This window comes from Paraburkholderia sp. XV, assembly GCF_020177535.1.
Classification (GTDB): domain Bacteria; phylum Pseudomonadota; class Gammaproteobacteria; order Burkholderiales; family Burkholderiaceae; genus Paraburkholderia; species Paraburkholderia caribensis.
Map to the genome: position 1 here is coordinate 1 of NZ_JAGUUD010000150.1, position 16,187 is coordinate 16,187.

Sequence of the window (16,187 nt, forward strand, 5' to 3'; positions counted from 1 at the left end):
CAAACACGGCCAAACAATCCGGCGTCGCCGACAACCAAAGAGTAGTTGCCGCCCCGCACAGGGGCAACGCATGCAAACCAAAACCACATCGCGGATGCCAGCGCAAACACGGCCAAACAATCCGGCGTCGCCGACAACCAAAGAGTAGTTGCCGCCCCACACAGGGACAACGCCTACGAACCAAAACCACATCGCGGATGCCACCGCAAAACAAAACACTACTAAACCCCAACCACCTGCGCCGTTTGACGCACAGAATCGACCCGTTAAAATCGTCCAGCGACAACTATTCCAATCACGCGATCAACGCATCCATCAAGGAGAAGACATGGACATCAAGAACAACGTGTTCCTGGTCACAGGCGGCGCGTCCGGCCTGGGCGCCGCAACAGCGCGCCTGTTCGCGCAGAACGGCGGCAAGGTCGTGCTCGCGGACCTGAACCACGAAACAGGCACGGCGCTCGCGCAGGAACTCGGCGGCGTGTTCGTCAAATGTGACGTGAGCCGCGAAGACGACGCCGTGCTCGCCGTCGAAGCCGCGACGAAACTCGGCGCACTACGCGGTCTCGTCAATTGCGCGGGCGTCGCGCCGGCGATGAAGACGGTCGGCAAAGACGGCCCGCATCCGCTCCACTCGTTCGCGCGCACGGTGTCGATCAATCTCGTCGGCACGTTCAACATGATTCGCCTCGCGGCCGCCGAGATGGCGAAACTCGAACCGAATGCGCTCGGCGAACGCGGCGTGATCGTCAACACAGCGTCCGTCGCGGCGTTCGACGGACAGATTGGCCAGGCCGCGTACGCGGCGTCGAAGGCGGGCGTCGCCGGCATGACGCTGCCGATCGCGCGCGACCTGTCGCGCAACGCGATCCGCGTCATGACGATTGCGCCGGGCATCTTCGAAACGCCGATGCTGCTCGGCATGCCGCAGGAAGTGCAGGACGCGCTCGGCGCGATGGTGCCGTTTCCGCCGCGCCTGGGCAAGCCGGACGAGTATGCAATGCTCGTCAAGCAGATCTTCGACAACCCGATGCTCAACGGCGAAGTGATCCGTCTCGACGGCGCGATCCGCATGCAGCCGAAGTGAGCGCGGCTTGCGCCGTGAAGCGAGCGCGCACGACGCTCAAATGAAAAACGCCTGCGTATTCGACCGCGCAGGCGTTTTTGTCTGAAGCAGCGGCTCGAACCCGCGTCAGTCGTGATCGTCGTGTTGCGTGCGCTGCCGCAACTCGTGCAACTGCGATTCGACGACGGTCGCATCGTCCGCATCCGGGCGGTCGCCGAGATACCGTTCGAGATCTTCGAGCGCCGGCCGCAGGTAATCGAGCCGCGCATACGCAAAGCCGCGATCGCGCACTTCCTCGATGCTTTCCGGCAGCAGGATCACGAGTCGCTGCTGCACGGCAAGCAGCCGCTGCCAGCGCTCGGTTTGCAGATACGTCGCCTTCAGGTTGCGCAGCATGCGCGCGACGATCTCGCGGCGAGTCGCCGGTTGCAGCAGCATGCGCAGCGCGCGGCTGACCGATTCGCCCGCCTTCGCCACATAAGGTTCGAGCATCTCCACCATCTCCGCTTCCGACAGCGGATGACCCGTGGTCGGATCGATCATCGCGTCGCCTTCGGGCAGCGTGACGCGCAGCAGAAAGTGCCCCGGAAACGATACGCCGCGCACGGGAATATCCACCTGCGATGCCATCTCAAGATACAGCACCGCCAGCGAGATCGGAATGCCGCGCCGGCGCTTGAGCACCATGTTCAGATGGCTGTTGTCGGGGTCGTAATAGTCGTTGACGTTCGCCGCGAAACCCAGTTCGCGAAAGAAGTAGCGGTTCAGAATGCCGACGCGCTGCTGGATGTCGGCGTCGTCGGGAATGCGGCGTTTGACGCGCAACGTGAGCTCGTCGATCTCCGCGAGCACGGCTTGCAGATCGAGGTCGGGATAGGCGTCTTGCGCGAGCGAGAGCGCCGCCTCCGTGAGTGGAAGGCCATCGTCCTCGGCGACAAGCGCGCTGAAATAGTCGAGAACCCGGGTCATCGTGATCACTTCGCTCGCCTTCTGAAGTACGCGTATTTGAAGCCCATCGCCCAAAGCATACCGAAATATAGCGCCGCGAACAGCACGAGGCACGCCGCAAGCAACACCATGCGCCGCAACGGCTCGACGTGCATGCCGATCCAGTCGAAGCTGATGGCGAACCAGTGCATCACGCCCGCGAGCACTAGGCACGCGCCGACCAGTTGCACGAAAAACACCGACCAGCCCCGCGACGGCATGTAGATGCCGCGCCGCCTCAAGCCAATGAACAGACACAGCGCATTGACGCAGGCGCCAAGGCCGATCGACAGCGTCAGGCCCGCATGCGAGAAGATCGGCACGAACACATAGTTGCTCAACTGCGTGACGATCAGCACGCCGACGCCAATCTTCACGGGCGTCTTGATGTCCTGCTTCGCGTAAAAACCGGGCGCGAGAATCTTGATCAGGATGATGCCGATCAGCCCGATGCCGTATGCGGCCAGCGCGCGTCCCACCATCACCACGGCATTGCCGTCGAACTTGCCGTAGTGGAACAGCGTCGCCGTGAGCGGCTCGGCGAAGAAGAACAGCGCGACGGCGCTCGGCGCGGCGAGCAGGAACGTCACGCGCAAGCCCCAGTCGAGCAGCGCGGAGTATTCGTGCGTATCGGCGTCGACGTGCGCTTTCGACAGGCTTGGCAGGAGGATCGTGCCGAGCGCGACGCCGAGCAGCGCCGTCGGGAATTCCATCAGACGGTCGGCGTAGTTGATCCACGACACGGCGCCCGGACCGATGTGCGACGCGATATTCGTGTTGATGATCAGACTGATCTGCGCGACGGAGACTGCGAACATCGCCGGCAGCATCTTCGCGAGCACGCGTTTGACGCCGCGATGCGCGAGCGCCTTGAGCGGATTGAGGCCGATGCGCGGGATCATGTCGATCCGTTTAAGGCCCGGCAGTTGCACGACGAACTGTGCGATCCCGCCCGCGATCACCGCCCACGCGAGCGCGTACACGGGCACCTTCATCAGCGGCGCGAAGAACACGGCGGCGATGATGAACGCGACGTTCAGCAGCACGGGCGCGAACGCCGGCAGAGAGAAGTTCTTGTACGTATTCAGCACGCCCGACGCCAGCGACGTCAGCGAGATGAACACGATGTAAGGGAACATGATCCGCGTCATCGACACGGCGAGCGTGAACGCCTGGCCATCGCTGCGCAGCCCCGACGCGACCACCAGCACGACCCAGGTCGCACCCGCCACGCCGAGCAGCGACAGAACGGCAAGCGCCCACGCGAGCACGGTCGAGGTCGCGTCGACGAGCGCCTTCGTCGCGTCGTGGCCTTGCTGGTTCTTGAACTCGGCGAGGATCGGCACGAAAGCCTGCGAAAACGCGCCCTCCGCCGAAATGCGGCGCAACAGGTTGGGAATGCGGAACGCGACGTAGAACGCGTCGGTGTATTGGCTTGCGCCGAATGCGCGGGCGATCAGGGTCTCGCGGGCCAGACCGGTCACGCGCGAAAGCAACGTGAAGCCGCTGACCGTCAGCAGGGCTCGGAATAGATTCATGGGGCGCTTATTATACGGGGCCGTCCAGGGCGGTCAGCATGTCAGGGGCATGATTCGTGGCAATTCGAAGCGTTTGGGACCGATTTGCAGCAAAGACGTTCGATTTGACGACGAATTTGTGAAGAAATGTCTCGCCCGAAGGGGGCCGCTTGCACGCAATTCCCTGCCTTCACAGCGTTGCCCCAATGCAAATGCACACCGGCCGCGCCGCCTCGCGTGGACTCGCCTGAGGGCCGCCGCGCCGCGCGGTTGCCACGTGCCTGATTTTGTTGCTATAATCGCCGGTTTCGAAGCTCGCTCAGCCTTTTGCCTCACCTGCCTTGTTCGAATTCAGGGCAATCCGAGCCGGAACGAGCGGGATTTCAAGTAGTTCTCAGTCGTTTGTCTATTTTGCGCCCTTGAGCAATCGCTCTCAGGGGTTCGATCTAAAAGCAGCGCCTGCCTTCGTATGAAAGCGGGCACTGGAAACAGGAACAGGATAAGGAACCGTCATGGCTAACTCCGCACAAGCACGCAAGCGCGCCCGTCAAGCCGCCAAGGCAAACTCGCACAACTCGGCGCTGCGCTCGAAGTACCGCACGGCTGTCAAGGCTGTCCGCAAGGCAATCGAAGCCGGCGACGCAGCGCAAGCCGCTGAAATCTTCAAGGCATCGGCAAAGACGCTGGACATCATTGCCGACAAGAAAATTGTTCACAAGAACAAGGCAGCTCGCCATAAGAGCCGCCTCGCTGCAGCCGTCAAGGGTCTGCAAGCGCCCGCAGCGCAGTAAATTTACGAATCCGGCGGCTCGCTCACGCGGGCTGCTTCCTGTTTCCGCTGCGTCATGAAAGCCCGCTTTTGCGGGCTTTTTTGTTTCTGCGCGCAGCCTCAGATGCGCGGACGCAAACGCGGACGCAAAAAAACCCGCCGATGCGGGTTCCATTGTTCACTTCCCTGCCAATGCCGCGAAACGCGGCGCCCAACGAAAGCTACTTGGATTTGCGAGCCTCATGCTCCAGTGGAAGTTCGCAGGCCTCGGTGACGAGCAGGTCGTTGTCTTTTGCGAAGTTCATCACGAAGTCGAACGCCATCGGCTCGATGTCCCGCAACCGCGAATCCAGAATCACGACCTTCACGTCGCCGATCAACGTAGGGCGAACGTAATGTGAATACTGAAGGCGGGCATTCGGCCCTTTCGCGCCCGGACCGTAACACGACATCACGCCTGCCAGCCGCTCCGACCAGTCGCTTGGACGGAACTTTCGCCCACTCGACGTGATGCCTTGAATGAAATATTCGGTTGGGGGTGTGTCGGCCATGTACGAAACCCTGAGTGACTGCCCAGCGATCTGCCGGTAGAGAGCCCGCGAAGGATGTTGCCAGAAAACGCTGTCGGAATACGTATCGCGCCACGCGAACCGGCAGCAAGCCTGCTGTTCGTTTGTCGCGAAAAGCCAGCGAGGGCACCTTGGGCAGCAGCCATGACGGCACACTGCGCAGCGCATACCAGAGGTACGCCAGCGCGTGCGCGAAAGCCGTGTCCTGCAAGCGTGGAGCCTGCCCGCCGGGCTTTGAGAAAACTCCGAGATTATAGCGCAGCGAGGGTTTTTCCGCACCGCACCCAAGCCCCCTGAAACAGTCCTTTGCAACTGCCGACAAGTCGGACACGCGTTCCGGCTGACTCGTCAAAACATTCAAAATCCTTTATGCTGGACCGAGTTACCACAAACAACGGCGGCCCAGTCCGGCACTTTCGCCCGGCTGAATCCGCCGTATTTGTTTCATGACCGCCAAGAAAATCCGCCACTATCTGCAGTTCAACGATTTCTCGCTGGATGACTACGAGTACGTGCTCGAACGCGCGCGCATCCTGAAGCGCAAGTTCAAGAACTACGAGACGTATCATCCGCTGCACGACCGCACGCTCGCGATGATCTTCGAGAAGAACTCGACGCGCACGCGCCTGTCGTTCGAAGCGGGCATCTTCCAGTTGGGCGGTCACGCCGTCTTCATGAGCACGCGCGACACGCAACTCGGCCGCGGCGAGCCGATCGAAGACGCCGCGCAGGTCATCTCGCGGATGGTCGACATCATCATGATCCGCACGTTCGGCCAGGACATCATCCAGCGCTTTGCGGAAAATTCGCGCGTCCCCGTCATCAACGGTCTGACGAACGAATATCACCCGTGCCAGGTACTGGCCGACATCTTCACGTTCTACGAGCATCGCGGGCCGATTCGCGGCAAGACGGTCGCGTGGGTCGGCGACGCGAACAACATGCTGTACACGTGGATCGAAGCAGCGCACATTCTCGGCTTCAAGCTGCGCCTGTCCACGCCGCCTGGCTACAAGCTCGACCGCGCGCTGGTTGCCGCCGAAAGCGCGCCGTTCTACGAAGAATTCGACGATCCGAACGAAGCCTGCAAGGGCGCCGACCTCGTCACCACGGACGTCTGGACCAGCATGGGCTTCGAGGCCGAAAACGAAGCACGCAAGAAGGCATTCGCGGACTGGTGCGTCGACGCCGACATGATGTCGCGCGCGAACAAGGACGCCCTCTTCATGCACTGCCTGCCCGCGCATCGCGGCGAGGAAGTGAGCGCCGAGGTGATCGACGGGCCGCAGAGCGTCGTGTGGGACGAAGCGGAAAACCGTCTGCACGTGCAGAAAGCGCTGATGGAGTTCCTGCTGCTCGGCAAGCTGAATCACTAAGCTTTCCGACAGACCGATCAAACGACAATCGCCGGCTCGAAGCCGGCGATTGTCGTTTCAGGCGCGGCACAAACCGCTCACAGACAAACCGGCTCCGCTTCCAGGTCGACGCCGAACCGCTGCGCGACATCCTGCTGAATGGCCTTCGCAAGCGCCAGCACCTCTGTCCCGCTCGCGCCGCCGTGATTGACGAGCACGAGCGCCTGCCGCTCATGCACGCCCGCCGCGCCCATCGTGCGGCCTTTCCAGCCGCACCGGTCGATCAGCCAGCCAGCCGCGAGCTTCACGCGGCCATCCGCCTGACGATACGAGACGATCTCCGGCTCCTGCGCCTGCAACGCGTCGAACTGCGCCGCCTCCACGACGGGATTCTTGAAGAAGCTCCCCGCGTTGCCCAGCGCGAGCGGATCGGGCAGCTTCGCGCGCCGCACCGCGACGACGGCATCGAAGATCGCCTGGGGCGAAGGCGTCGAATCGCCGAGGCCGGCGGCCGCAAGCTCGCGCGCGATGTCCGCATATCCCGCGCGCGGCACCCACGCCTTCGGCAGCCTGAACGTCACCGACACGATCACGAAGCGTTCGCGCCCTTCCTGCTTGAAGAAGCTGTCGCGATAGCCGAAACGGCAAGCGCCCGCATCGAGTTCGATGGCTTCGCCCGTGGCCAGTTCGATTGCGCGCAGCGACACGAAGCGCTCGCACATCTCCAGGCCGTATGCGCCGATGTTCTGGATCGGCGCCGCGCCAACCGTGCCCGGAATCAGCGCGAGATTTTCGAGGCCGGGCATACCCTCTGCGAGCGTCCACGACACGAATTCGTGCCAGTTCTCGCCCGCGGCCGCTTCCACGTACCATGCATCGTCGTCTTCGCGGATCGACTTGCGGCCGCGCAAGCCGATCAGCAGCACGAGGCCGTCGAAATCGCCCGTCAACACGACGTTGCTGCCGCCACCCAGCACGAGCCGCCGCAAGCCCGCCGTGCGCGGATCGCGCACGGCCGCAAGCAGTTGCGCCTCGCTTTCGATACGGCATGCAAGCCGCGCGCGCACGTCGAAACCGAACGTGTTGTGCGGCTTCAGCGGGAAGTCGGGGATGAACGAAATGGGATCGGACTGGGACATCAGGCGTTCTGGCAAGCGCTCAGGAAACCCGCGCGGCGTGGACACGGTCCGCGCGAGCCTTGGGCAAATAGGGAAGGCGTCGGTAAAATGACACCGGTCCGTGATTATAGCGAGTGCGTCGTGCGCAGCCTTGCGCACCACACGCTTTGAAACAAATGGGAGAAAGCAATGCCATCGTTTGACGTCGTCTGCGAAGCCAACATGATCGAGGTGAAGAACGCCATCGAGCAATCCAACAAGGAAATCTCGACGCGCTTCGACTTCAAGGGCTCGGACGCTCGCGTCGAGCAGAAGGAACGCGAACTGACCGCGTTCGCCGACGACGAGTTCAAGCTCGGCCAGGTGAAAGACGTGCTGGTGTCGAAAATGGCCAAGCGCAACGTGGATGTGCGCTTCCTCGAGTACGGCAAGATCGAGAAGATCGGCGGTGACAAGGTCAAGCAGGTCGTCACCGTGAAGAAGGGTGTGTCCGGCGATCTCGCGAAGAAGATCGTCAAGCTCGTGAAGGACAGCAAGATCAAGGTTCAGGCGAGCATTCAGGGCGACGCGGTACGCGTGACGGGCACCAAGCGCGACGATCTGCAAAGCGTGATCGCGATGCTGCGCAAGGACGTGACGGACACGCCGCTCGACTTCAACAACTTCCGCGACTGATTCTCCCGCCCAGGTGCTCGCCGTCCTGCCCCGCCGAGAATGACAGCGGGGCAAGCAGCGTAGCTTCGCCGCCCCGCCCGCTGCGGGCTCAGTGCTTGTTCGAAGCCGCCCGCGCCGCCGCTTCCGCCTTCTTCTTGTCGCCGATGCGGCTCTCCTGCCCCGCGACGAGCTTCGCGATGTTCGCGCGGTGACGCCAGATCAACAGCGCGCTCATCGCGACGATCGCCACCGCGATCACGTTCGCGCCGAACAGAAAGCCGTCGAACAACGGCGCGAAGATCGCTGCGCACAGTGCAGCCAGCGACGAATAGCGCGTGAAGAACGCGACGATCAGCCAGGTTGCCAGCGTCGCGATGCCGAGGATGGGATTGATTGCGAGCAGCACGCCTGCTGCCGTCGCAACGCCCTTGCCGCCCTTGAAGCGGAAGAAGACGGGATACAGGTGGCCGACGAATACGGCAATTGCGGCAATTGCGACGGACGTGTCGTCGAGCCCGAAGTGCGCCGAGAAATGTCCCGTGAGCCACACGGCGAGCCAGCCCTTGAACGCGTCGCCGAGCAACGTGAGGATCGCGGCCTTCTTGTTGCCGCTGCGCAGCACGTTCGTCGCGCCGGGGTTCTTCGAGCCGTACGAGCGCGGATCGGCGAGTCCCATCGCGGCGCTGACGATCACGGCAAACGATACCGAGCCGATCAGATAGGCCACGACGGCGACAATCAGGTTTTCCATGTTCGAACTCTTATCAATGTCGGGAAGCGTACCAGGCGACGCTGGTCTCCATGCGCCGCATGCGCAAGATGCGCCAACGCAATACGCGCCGACGCAACACGCGCCAACGCAACGGCGCACATTCTACCGAACCCTTCAGCTGCCTCCACAGGTCGGTACAACGACGGCGCGCGTCATTCGACGATCGCGCATTGAACCGGCTTCGCGTGCAGCAGCGACGTCACCACGGCGGGCTCGATGCTGACCAGAAAGCCGCGCCGGCCGCCGTTGATGAAGATCCTGTCGAGTTCGAGTATGGTCGATTCGACGTACACGGGCATAGCCTTCTTCGTGCCGAACGGCGACGTGCCGCCGATCATGTAACCCGAATGACGGCTCGCCACTTCGGGCTTGCACGGCTCGACACGCTTCGCGCCGATCTGCCGCGCCAGGTTCTTGGTCGACACGGTGCGGTCGCCGTGCATCAGCACGATCAGTGGCTTCGCGCTTTCGTCTTCCATCACCAGCGTCTTGACGACCTGATGCTCGTCGACACCCAGCTGCCGCGCCGATTCGGCCGTGCCGCCGTGGTCGACGTAGTCGTACGGATGCTCGCCGAACGCGACCTTGTGGCGGCGCAGAAACTGCGTGGCGGGTGTCTCGGAAACGTGTCTGGATTTGCTCATCGGCGCATTGTAATGGCCGCGCGACACGACGGCCATTGGCCGAACGGCCAATTGCGCGGGCTCCGAGGCTATGGCACGATCGTTCGGAATTGTTCCGGTGCAATGGAATCCAACAGCGGCTCGCGTAGAGATCGCGTGCTTTGCAAGGGACGGGAGTAAGCGCTAAAGCGCTAACTCCCGTCGACAAAGGAGACATCGTTGAATCCTGGCCAACACTCGCATGACGGCGCGCAGCATGTCGACGTCGCCGCGCTGCTCGCCGCGCTCCCCGAACGCATCGCCGATATTCCCAGACTCATCGCCGGGCGTGATCCGCAACATGCCGCGCTGATCGAAGACGACCGGCAACTGACGCGCGCGCAACTCGTCGAAGCCGTCGATGCCGTCGCCGCCCTGCTCGCCGAACAAGGCGTGCGCGCCGGCGACCGCGTGATGATCGTCGCGGAGAACAGCGTCGTGCAAATCGTGCTGCTGTTCGCGGCGGCGAAGCTCGATGCTTGGGCGCTGGTGTCGAACGCCCGGCTGTCGGCGGCGGAACTCGATGCGATCCGCGCGCACGCGCAGCCGCGTCTGGTCGCGTATGCCGTCGAGGCATCGCCCGATGCGCGGCAGCACGCCGAGCGCCACGGCGCACAGCGGGCCCGGCAGGTCGCGGTAGACATCGGCGGTTGGTCATACGCGCTCGACGATGAAGCGCAAGTGGAGCCCGTCGAACCCGCCAGCGACCGCCAATGCGCCGCGCTGATCTACACGACGGGCACGACGGGCTCACCCAAAGGCGTGATGCTGTCGCACCGCAATCTGCTGTTCATCGCGGCGATGTCGAGCACGCTGCGGCGCGTCGATGCCGACGACGTCGTCTATGCGGTGCTCCCTATCTCTCATGTGTACGGCCTGGCTTCCGTGTGCCTCGGCAGCCTGTATGCGGGCGCGACGCTCAGGCTCGCGGCGCGCTTCGCACCGGACGCCGTGCGCCGCGCGCTCGCCGAAGAACGGGTGTCGATCTTCCAGGGCGTGCCCGCGATGCATGCCAAGCTGCTCGAATATCTGCACGCACAAGGCTTGCCGTGGTCCGCGCCACGCCTGCGCTTCGCCTACTCCGGCGGCTCGCCGCTCGACGCCGCACTGAAGTCTCGCGTCGAAAGCGTGTATGGCGTCGCGCTGCACAACGGCTACGGGATGACCGAAAGCAGCCCCACCGTCTCCCAAACGATGATCGATGCACCGCGCACCGACTGTTCTGTCGGCCAGGCCATTCCTGGCATCGAAGTGCGGTTCGTCGGACTGGACGGCGTCGACGTCGCGCAAGGCGAAGTCGGCGAGCTGTGGGTACGCGGGCCGAACGTGATGCTCGGCTATTACCGCAATCCGCAGCAGACGCAGGCGGCCGTCACCGTGGACGGCTGGCTCAAGACAGGCGATCTCGCACGCCAGGACACGGACGGCGCGCTGCATATCGCCGGACGCAGCAAGGAACTGATCATCCGCTCGGGTTTCAACGTGTACCCAGCCGAAGTCGAGCATGTGCTGAATGCGCATCCCGAGGTCGTGCAGTCGGCCGTCATTGGCCGCGCGGTCGAAGGTAACGAGGAAGTGATCGCGTTCGTCGAACTGACGGGCGGCGCCAAGGTCACGCCTGTCGATCTCGCCGCCTGGTGCGAGGCGCGCCTCGCGCCCTACAAGCGGCCCGCCGAAATCAAGGTGCTCGCCGCGTTGCCGGCGGCGTCGACGGGCAAGATTCTCAAGCACCGCCTGCGCGATCTGGCGTGAGCGCGCACGCACAAGCCTGACGGTCAGCCGCGCGGATGATGCGCGGCGTGCAGCGTTCTGAGCCGCTCGCGCGCGACGTGCGTGTAGATTTGCGTCGTCGAGATATCGGTGTGGCCGAGCAGCAGTTGCACGACGCGCAGGTCCGCGCCGTGATTCAGCAGATGCGTCGCGAACGCATGACGCAGCGTATGCGGCGACAGCGGCGCATGCACGTGCGCCGTCATCGCGTGGCGCTTGATGATGTTCCAGAACTGCTGGCGCGTCATGCCTTCGGCACGCGCGGTGACGAACAGCGCGTCGGCGGCACGCTGGCCGAGCAACGCGGGACGCGACTCGCGCAGATACCGCTCGATCCAGCCATGCGCCTCTTCGCCGAACGGAATCAGCCGCTCTTTCGAGCCCTTGCCCATCACGCGCACGACGCCCTCGTTCAGGCCCACTTCCACCGTCTTCAGCGTGACCAGCTCGCTGACGCGCAAGCCGCTTGCGTACATCAGCTCCAGCATCGTGCGGTCGCGCAGACCCAACGGCGTCGTCACGTCGGGTGCGCCGAGCAGCGCTTCGACCTGCGCTTCCGTCAGCGTCGACGGAAAACGTGGCGGCTGTTTGGCCGAACGGATGCGCAAAGTCGGGTCCGCCGACGCCCGATGCTCGCGCACGGCCCATGCGTAATAACGCCGGAATACAGACAGACGCCGGTTCGCCGAGGTCGACTTGTCGGCCGAGCGTGCGGCGCTGTACGCCGTCAGATCGGCTTCGCTCGCCGTGTCGAGCGACGCGTCGCGCGCGCTCGCGAGCCATTCGGAGAACAGCCGCAGGTCGCGGCGGTACGCGTCGAGCGTGTTGCGCGCGAGGCCATGTTCGAGCCACAGCGCGTCGCAGAACGCGTCGATCGACGCGCCGCTCGTCAGCAGCAATGGCGACGCGGACTGCGCGTCATCGGTCAGCACATCAGTCATGCGTAGGGTACGCCCTCGTGTTTGAGTAGCCAGCGTTTGACGTTGCGATAGTAGCCGTCGCCGCCCGTATGCGCAAAGCCGCCGATGCCGTCCGCGCCGACCACGCGGTGACACGGAATCACGATCGGAAAGAAGTTCGATCCGCACGCCTGGCCGACCGCGCGCGGCACGCTGCCAATCTGCTTCGCCAGTTGCCCGTAGGTGAGCACGACGCCGGGCGGAATCGCGCTGATCGCTTTCCACACGCGCCGCTGGAACGGCGTGCCGATGTCGGCGAGCGGCAGATCGAAACTGGCGGACGCCTGCTCCAGGTAATGTTCGATCTGCTCCACGGCCTGCCTGGCGAGCGCCGAATCCGGCGCGACGTTCGCAACCGAATCGGGCAGGTAGACGATCTCGCGCACCGCCGCTCCTTCCAGGCGCACGCCGATCTTGCCGAACGGTGCATCGATCACTGCGTTGAACATGATGTGTTCACTCCCCTCATTCGATCGGCGCGCTCACGCCGCTTCCAGCGCCCATTCGACATGCTCGCGCACGAGCGGCGAAGGGTCGCCGGCACGCTGGCGCAGCGCGTCGACGATGGCCGCGCGGGCATCGGCGGAAAGCGTGTCGCGCGCGGCACGCAACGCGTTGCCCATGCCGACGGCGAGATTGCGCAGCCAGCACTCGTAGCCGATCCGGCGGATCGCGCTGCCCTGCATGCGCGTGTCGAAGTCGCTTGCGGTCCAGCCGAACAACTCGACCAGCGACGCGCGATCCAGTCCGTGACGCACGTCGAAATCGGCGACGGGCGCGGCCTGCGCAAACTTGTTCCACGGACACACGAGCTGGCAATCGTCGCAGCCATACACACGATTGCCGATCAGCGGCCGCAAATCCTGGGGAATGCTGCCCTTCAGTTCGATCGTCAGATAGGAGATGCAACGCCGCGCGTCGACCTGATAAGGCGCGACGATCGCCCCCGTCGGACACGCGCCGATGCAGCGCGTGCAGCTGCCGCAGTGCGCGCCGGGCGTTTCGGGCGCGCTTCCCGGCGCGCTTTCCGGCGACGTGTCGGCATCCGTCGGCAGCGGCACGTCGATGAAGATTTCGCCGAGGAAGAACAGCGACCCCGCATCGCGCTGCAGCAGCAGCGTGTGCTTGCCGCGCCAACCCGTGCCCGCCTTTTGCGCAAGCTCCACTTCGAGCACGGGCGCCGAATCGGTGAACACGCGAAAGCCGTACGGCCCGATCTCCGCCTCGATCCGCTGAGCCAGTTGCTGCAAGCGGTTGCGCATGACCTTGTGATAGTCGCGGCCTCGCGCATAGATCGACACGACGGCCGCTGCCGGGTCGTCGAGACGCGTGCGTTCGTCGAGACGCCAATCGTGTTGAACGTCGGCGACTGCACTTTCATCGCCCTTTCGGGCCCCTGAAGAAGCCGGCAAATAAGCCATGCGAACCGAGATCACGCGTCGCGTGCCGGCCACAAGCTCGGCCGGCCGCGCACGTTTCATCCCATGTTTGGCCATATAATCCATCTCGCCGTGGCAACCCGCGTCGAGCCAGGCTGCAAGGCCCGCTTCAGCGTGCGACAGATCGATATCGCTGATGCCGACCGCGCCGAAACCCAGTTCGCGTCCCCAGCCCTTGATACGCGAAGCAAGCGCAGCCAGTTGCGCTTCATCATAGTGACGCGTGGCGGGTGCTTCATCATTCGTCGTTTCGAGCGGCGAAAGTGGATCGCGATGTGGGTCCGACATGGAATGCTGCTGGCCTTGGTTCATTACGTCATTTTACGAGAATGCCCGATCACACCGGTCCCGCGAATCGACCTTCCGCTGCCGTCCTGCTCGAGCGCCAGTTTGCGCTGGCGGACGAAGCCGCGACGATGGCATTCGGCGAGCGCTTCGCGCATGCGATCGACGGCGTGCGCAGCGAAGCCGGCGCGACGGGCCATCACGCATTCAACGGTCTCCAGGTGCAACTGCACGGCGACCTGGGCGCAGGCAAAACGACGCTCGTGCGCGCCACCTTGCGCGCGCTCGGACATACGGGCCGCGTGCGCAGCCCGACCTATACGCTCGTCGAACCTTATGCGGTCGAACGGCCGGATGGGGAACTCGAGCTGTATCACTTCGATCTCTACCGTTTCACCGATCCGGCCGAATGGGCCGACGCAGGCTTTCGCGAATACTTCGACAGCGGCGCTATCTGCCTCGTCGAATGGCCGGAACGCGCGGGCAGTCTGCTAGGCGTGCCGGATCTCGTCTTCTCGCTCGACGTCGACGGCGATGGCCGCATGCTGATCGCCCGGGCGTATAGCGAACCAGGAAAGGCATGTCTCGAAAGATGTTGATCAAACCGTTCCGCTCGATCGAATCGGCGGCCACCGCGACGCATAACTGGCGCCGCCGGCAGATTCTTCGCGCGGGCGCTTCCACGCTCGTCCTTGGGCTTGTCGCACCGCGTCTGGCGTGGGCGCAGTCGGTGCTGGGCGTGCGCGTGTGGCCCGCGCGCGACTATACGCGCGTGACCATCGAGTCCGACCAGCCGCTGCAGAACACGCAGCAGTTGCTGCAAGGGCCCGACCGGCTGGTGGTCGATCTGAACGGGCTCGATCTGGATCAGGCGTTGAAGGACCTCGTCTCGAAGATTGCGCCGAACGATCCGCAGATTCAATCCGTGCGGGTCGGGCAATATCAGCCGCATGTCGTGCGGATGGTGTTCGATCTCAAGGGCTCGGTGAAGCCGCAGGTATTTACGCTGCCGCCCGTGGGCACGTACAAGTATCGTCTGGTGTTCGACCTGTATCCCGCCGTCGCGCCCGATCCGCTGATGGAACTGCTCGCCCAGTCGGAGCGCAAGCAGCAGCAGCTGGATGAAAACGCTGCGCCGAACGCCGCACCGCCCGCTGTCACGCTGAGCGGCCCGTCCGCGCCGCCTGCCGACAACACCGACGCGTTCTTCGAGAAGTACGCGCAGAACAACACGCCTACGTCGCCCTCGCCCGCGCCGCGTCCGCCCGTGCATACGGCGCCGGCGCCCGCGCCGCACATTCCGTCGAAGCCCACGCCGACACCTGTGCCGCCCGTCATCGCGCGCAACAACGACGCCGATGCGGACAATGACGGCGACAACGGCGACGACGCCTACAAGTTCACCAACCCGAAGAAGGGCGGCAACACGGTGCGCCTGTTGACAGTCGCAATCGACCCGGGCCACGGCGGCGAGGACCCTGGCGCGATCGGCGGCAGCGGCACGTATGAGAAGCACGTCGCGCTCGATATCGCGAAGAAACTGCGCGCGAAGATCGATGCGCAGCCGAACATGCGCGCGATGATGACGCGCGACGCCGACTTCTTCGTGCCGCTGAACGTGCGCGTGCAGAAGGCGCGGCGTGTCGGCGCGGACCTGTTCGTGTCGATTCACGCTGATGCGTTTACCACGCCGGAGGCGAGCGGCTCTTCGGTGTTCGCGCTGTCGGAGCATGGCGCGTCGAGCGCAGCCGCGCGCTGGATGGCGAACAAGGAGAACTCGTCGGATCAGATTGGCGGCATCAACATCAAGTCCGCCGATGCGAGCGTGAATCGCGCGTTATTCGATATGTCGACGACCGCGCAGATTCGCGATTCGATGCGGTATGGCACTTTCGTGCTGAAGGAGATTGGGGGGATCAACAGGTTGCATAAGGGGTCTGTTGAGCAGGCTGGCTTTGCCGTGTTGAAGGCGCCCGATATTCCGTCGATTCTTGTTGAGACTGCCTTTATCAGTAACCCGGATGAGGAGCGTCGTCTGAATGATGATGCGTATCGGGAGAAGATGGCTAGCGCGATTATGACCGGAATTAAACGGTATTTTGCGGCTAATCCGCCGCTGGCTAAGAATCGGATGACTTGAACTGGTGTTTTTTTTGTCTGCGACGCTGGGTGGTTTTCTAGTGTTTGCGCTGGCATCCGCGGTTCGTTATCGCGCTTCACGCGTCGCCCCTGTGCGGGGCGGCACCTACTTTTCTTTGCCGCCGC

At 63.8% G+C, this 16,187-nt stretch carries 16 protein-coding genes; 7 read left to right on the plus strand and 9 right to left on the minus strand.

Going from position 1 to position 16,187, the window contains the following annotated elements:
- Positions 1 to 328: 328 nt before the first annotated feature.
- Positions 329 to 1,087, plus strand: coding sequence for a 3-hydroxyacyl-CoA dehydrogenase (locus tag KFO72_RS37565; RefSeq protein ID WP_060602157.1), 759 nt, complete (start codon positions 329 to 331; stop codon positions 1,085 to 1,087).
- 105 nt (positions 1,088 to 1,192) lie between these two features.
- Here the strand turns inward: KFO72_RS37565 and KFO72_RS37570 are convergent, their stop codons facing one another.
- A complete protein-coding gene (locus KFO72_RS37570; protein WP_060602797.1) occupies positions 1,193 to 2,035 on the minus strand; it encodes a SirB1 family protein in 843 nt (280 codons plus the stop codon).
- A gap of 5 nt (positions 2,036 to 2,040) precedes the next feature.
- Entirely contained in the window at positions 2,041 to 3,591 is a 1,551-nt protein-coding gene (gene murJ / locus KFO72_RS37575; protein ID WP_060602160.1) for a murein biosynthesis integral membrane protein MurJ, read from the minus strand.
- 491 nt (positions 3,592 to 4,082) lie between these two features.
- Here murJ and rpsT point away from each other — a divergent pair, with 491 nt between their 5' ends.
- Positions 4,083 to 4,361: a 30S ribosomal protein S20 gene (gene rpsT, locus KFO72_RS37580; protein WP_012399948.1), complete on the plus strand. Its 279-nt coding sequence runs from the start codon at positions 4,083 to 4,085 to the stop codon at positions 4,359 to 4,361.
- Positions 4,362 to 4,560: 199 nt separating this feature from the next.
- Here rpsT and KFO72_RS37585 read toward each other — a convergent pair whose 3' ends face one another.
- Positions 4,561 to 4,890, minus strand: a complete 330-nt coding sequence (locus tag KFO72_RS37585; RefSeq protein WP_054929852.1) for a DUF3579 domain-containing protein — start codon at positions 4,888 to 4,890, stop codon at positions 4,561 to 4,563.
- 464 nt (positions 4,891 to 5,354) lie between these two features.
- On the opposite strand from KFO72_RS37585, the gene argF reads away from it, so the two are divergent.
- The gene (gene argF, locus KFO72_RS37590; protein ID WP_035986294.1) at positions 5,355 to 6,284 is read left to right on the plus strand and encodes an ornithine carbamoyltransferase; all 930 of its coding nucleotides are present in this window, start codon (positions 5,355 to 5,357) and stop codon (positions 6,282 to 6,284) included.
- 77 nt (positions 6,285 to 6,361) lie between these two features.
- Here the strand turns inward: argF and murB are convergent, their stop codons facing one another.
- Entirely contained in the window at positions 6,362 to 7,402 is a 1,041-nt protein-coding gene (murB, locus tag KFO72_RS37595; protein ID WP_225034205.1) for a UDP-N-acetylmuramate dehydrogenase, read from the minus strand.
- A gap of 168 nt (positions 7,403 to 7,570) precedes the next feature.
- Between murB and KFO72_RS37600 the strand changes: the two genes are divergently transcribed.
- Positions 7,571 to 8,056, plus strand: a complete 486-nt coding sequence (locus tag KFO72_RS37600) for a YajQ family cyclic di-GMP-binding protein (protein WP_054929850.1) — start codon at positions 7,571 to 7,573, stop codon at positions 8,054 to 8,056.
- An 88-nt stretch (positions 8,057 to 8,144) separates the two neighbouring features.
- On the opposite strand, the gene plsY is transcribed toward KFO72_RS37600, so the two are convergent.
- Both plsY and ybaK read right to left on the minus strand, forming a co-directional pair.
- Entirely contained in the window at positions 8,145 to 8,786 is a 642-nt protein-coding gene (plsY, locus tag KFO72_RS37605; protein WP_060602162.1) for a glycerol-3-phosphate 1-O-acyltransferase PlsY, read from the minus strand.
- A gap of 173 nt (positions 8,787 to 8,959) precedes the next feature.
- Entirely contained in the window at positions 8,960 to 9,451 is a 492-nt protein-coding gene (gene ybaK, locus KFO72_RS37610; protein ID WP_054929882.1) for a Cys-tRNA(Pro) deacylase, read from the minus strand.
- Between the two features lie 198 nt (positions 9,452 to 9,649).
- Here ybaK and KFO72_RS37615 point away from each other — a divergent pair, with 198 nt between their 5' ends.
- Positions 9,650 to 11,221, plus strand: a complete 1,572-nt coding sequence (locus KFO72_RS37615) for a class I adenylate-forming enzyme family protein (protein WP_225034206.1) — start codon at positions 9,650 to 9,652, stop codon at positions 11,219 to 11,221.
- A gap of 23 nt (positions 11,222 to 11,244) precedes the next feature.
- On the opposite strand, the gene xerD is transcribed toward KFO72_RS37615, so the two are convergent.
- From xerD to queG, 3 genes are read right to left on the minus strand one after another with little or no spacing between them, the layout of a single operon-like run.
- Complete coding sequence (xerD, locus tag KFO72_RS37620) at positions 11,245 to 12,180, minus strand: site-specific tyrosine recombinase XerD (RefSeq protein ID WP_054929847.1); 936 nt, start codon at positions 12,178 to 12,180, stop codon at positions 11,245 to 11,247.
- Entirely contained in the window at positions 12,177 to 12,647 is a 471-nt protein-coding gene (locus tag KFO72_RS37625) for a methylated-DNA--[protein]-cysteine S-methyltransferase (RefSeq protein WP_225034207.1), read from the minus strand. Before KFO72_RS37625 ends, xerD begins: the two co-directional genes overlap by 4 nt.
- 33 nt (positions 12,648 to 12,680) lie before the next feature.
- Positions 12,681 to 13,925, minus strand: a complete 1,245-nt coding sequence (gene queG, locus KFO72_RS37630) for a tRNA epoxyqueuosine(34) reductase QueG (protein ID WP_412101825.1) — start codon at positions 13,923 to 13,925, stop codon at positions 12,681 to 12,683.
- 41 nt (positions 13,926 to 13,966) lie between these two features.
- On the opposite strand from queG, the gene tsaE reads away from it, so the two are divergent.
- Complete coding sequence (tsaE, locus tag KFO72_RS37635) at positions 13,967 to 14,521, plus strand: tRNA (adenosine(37)-N6)-threonylcarbamoyltransferase complex ATPase subunit type 1 TsaE (RefSeq protein ID WP_054929844.1); 555 nt, start codon at positions 13,967 to 13,969, stop codon at positions 14,519 to 14,521.
- Positions 14,503 to 16,062, plus strand: a complete 1,560-nt coding sequence (locus KFO72_RS37640) for an N-acetylmuramoyl-L-alanine amidase (RefSeq protein ID WP_224102022.1) — start codon at positions 14,503 to 14,505, stop codon at positions 16,060 to 16,062. Before tsaE ends, KFO72_RS37640 begins: the two co-directional genes overlap by 19 nt.
- Positions 16,063 to 16,187: the final 125 nt, after the last annotated feature.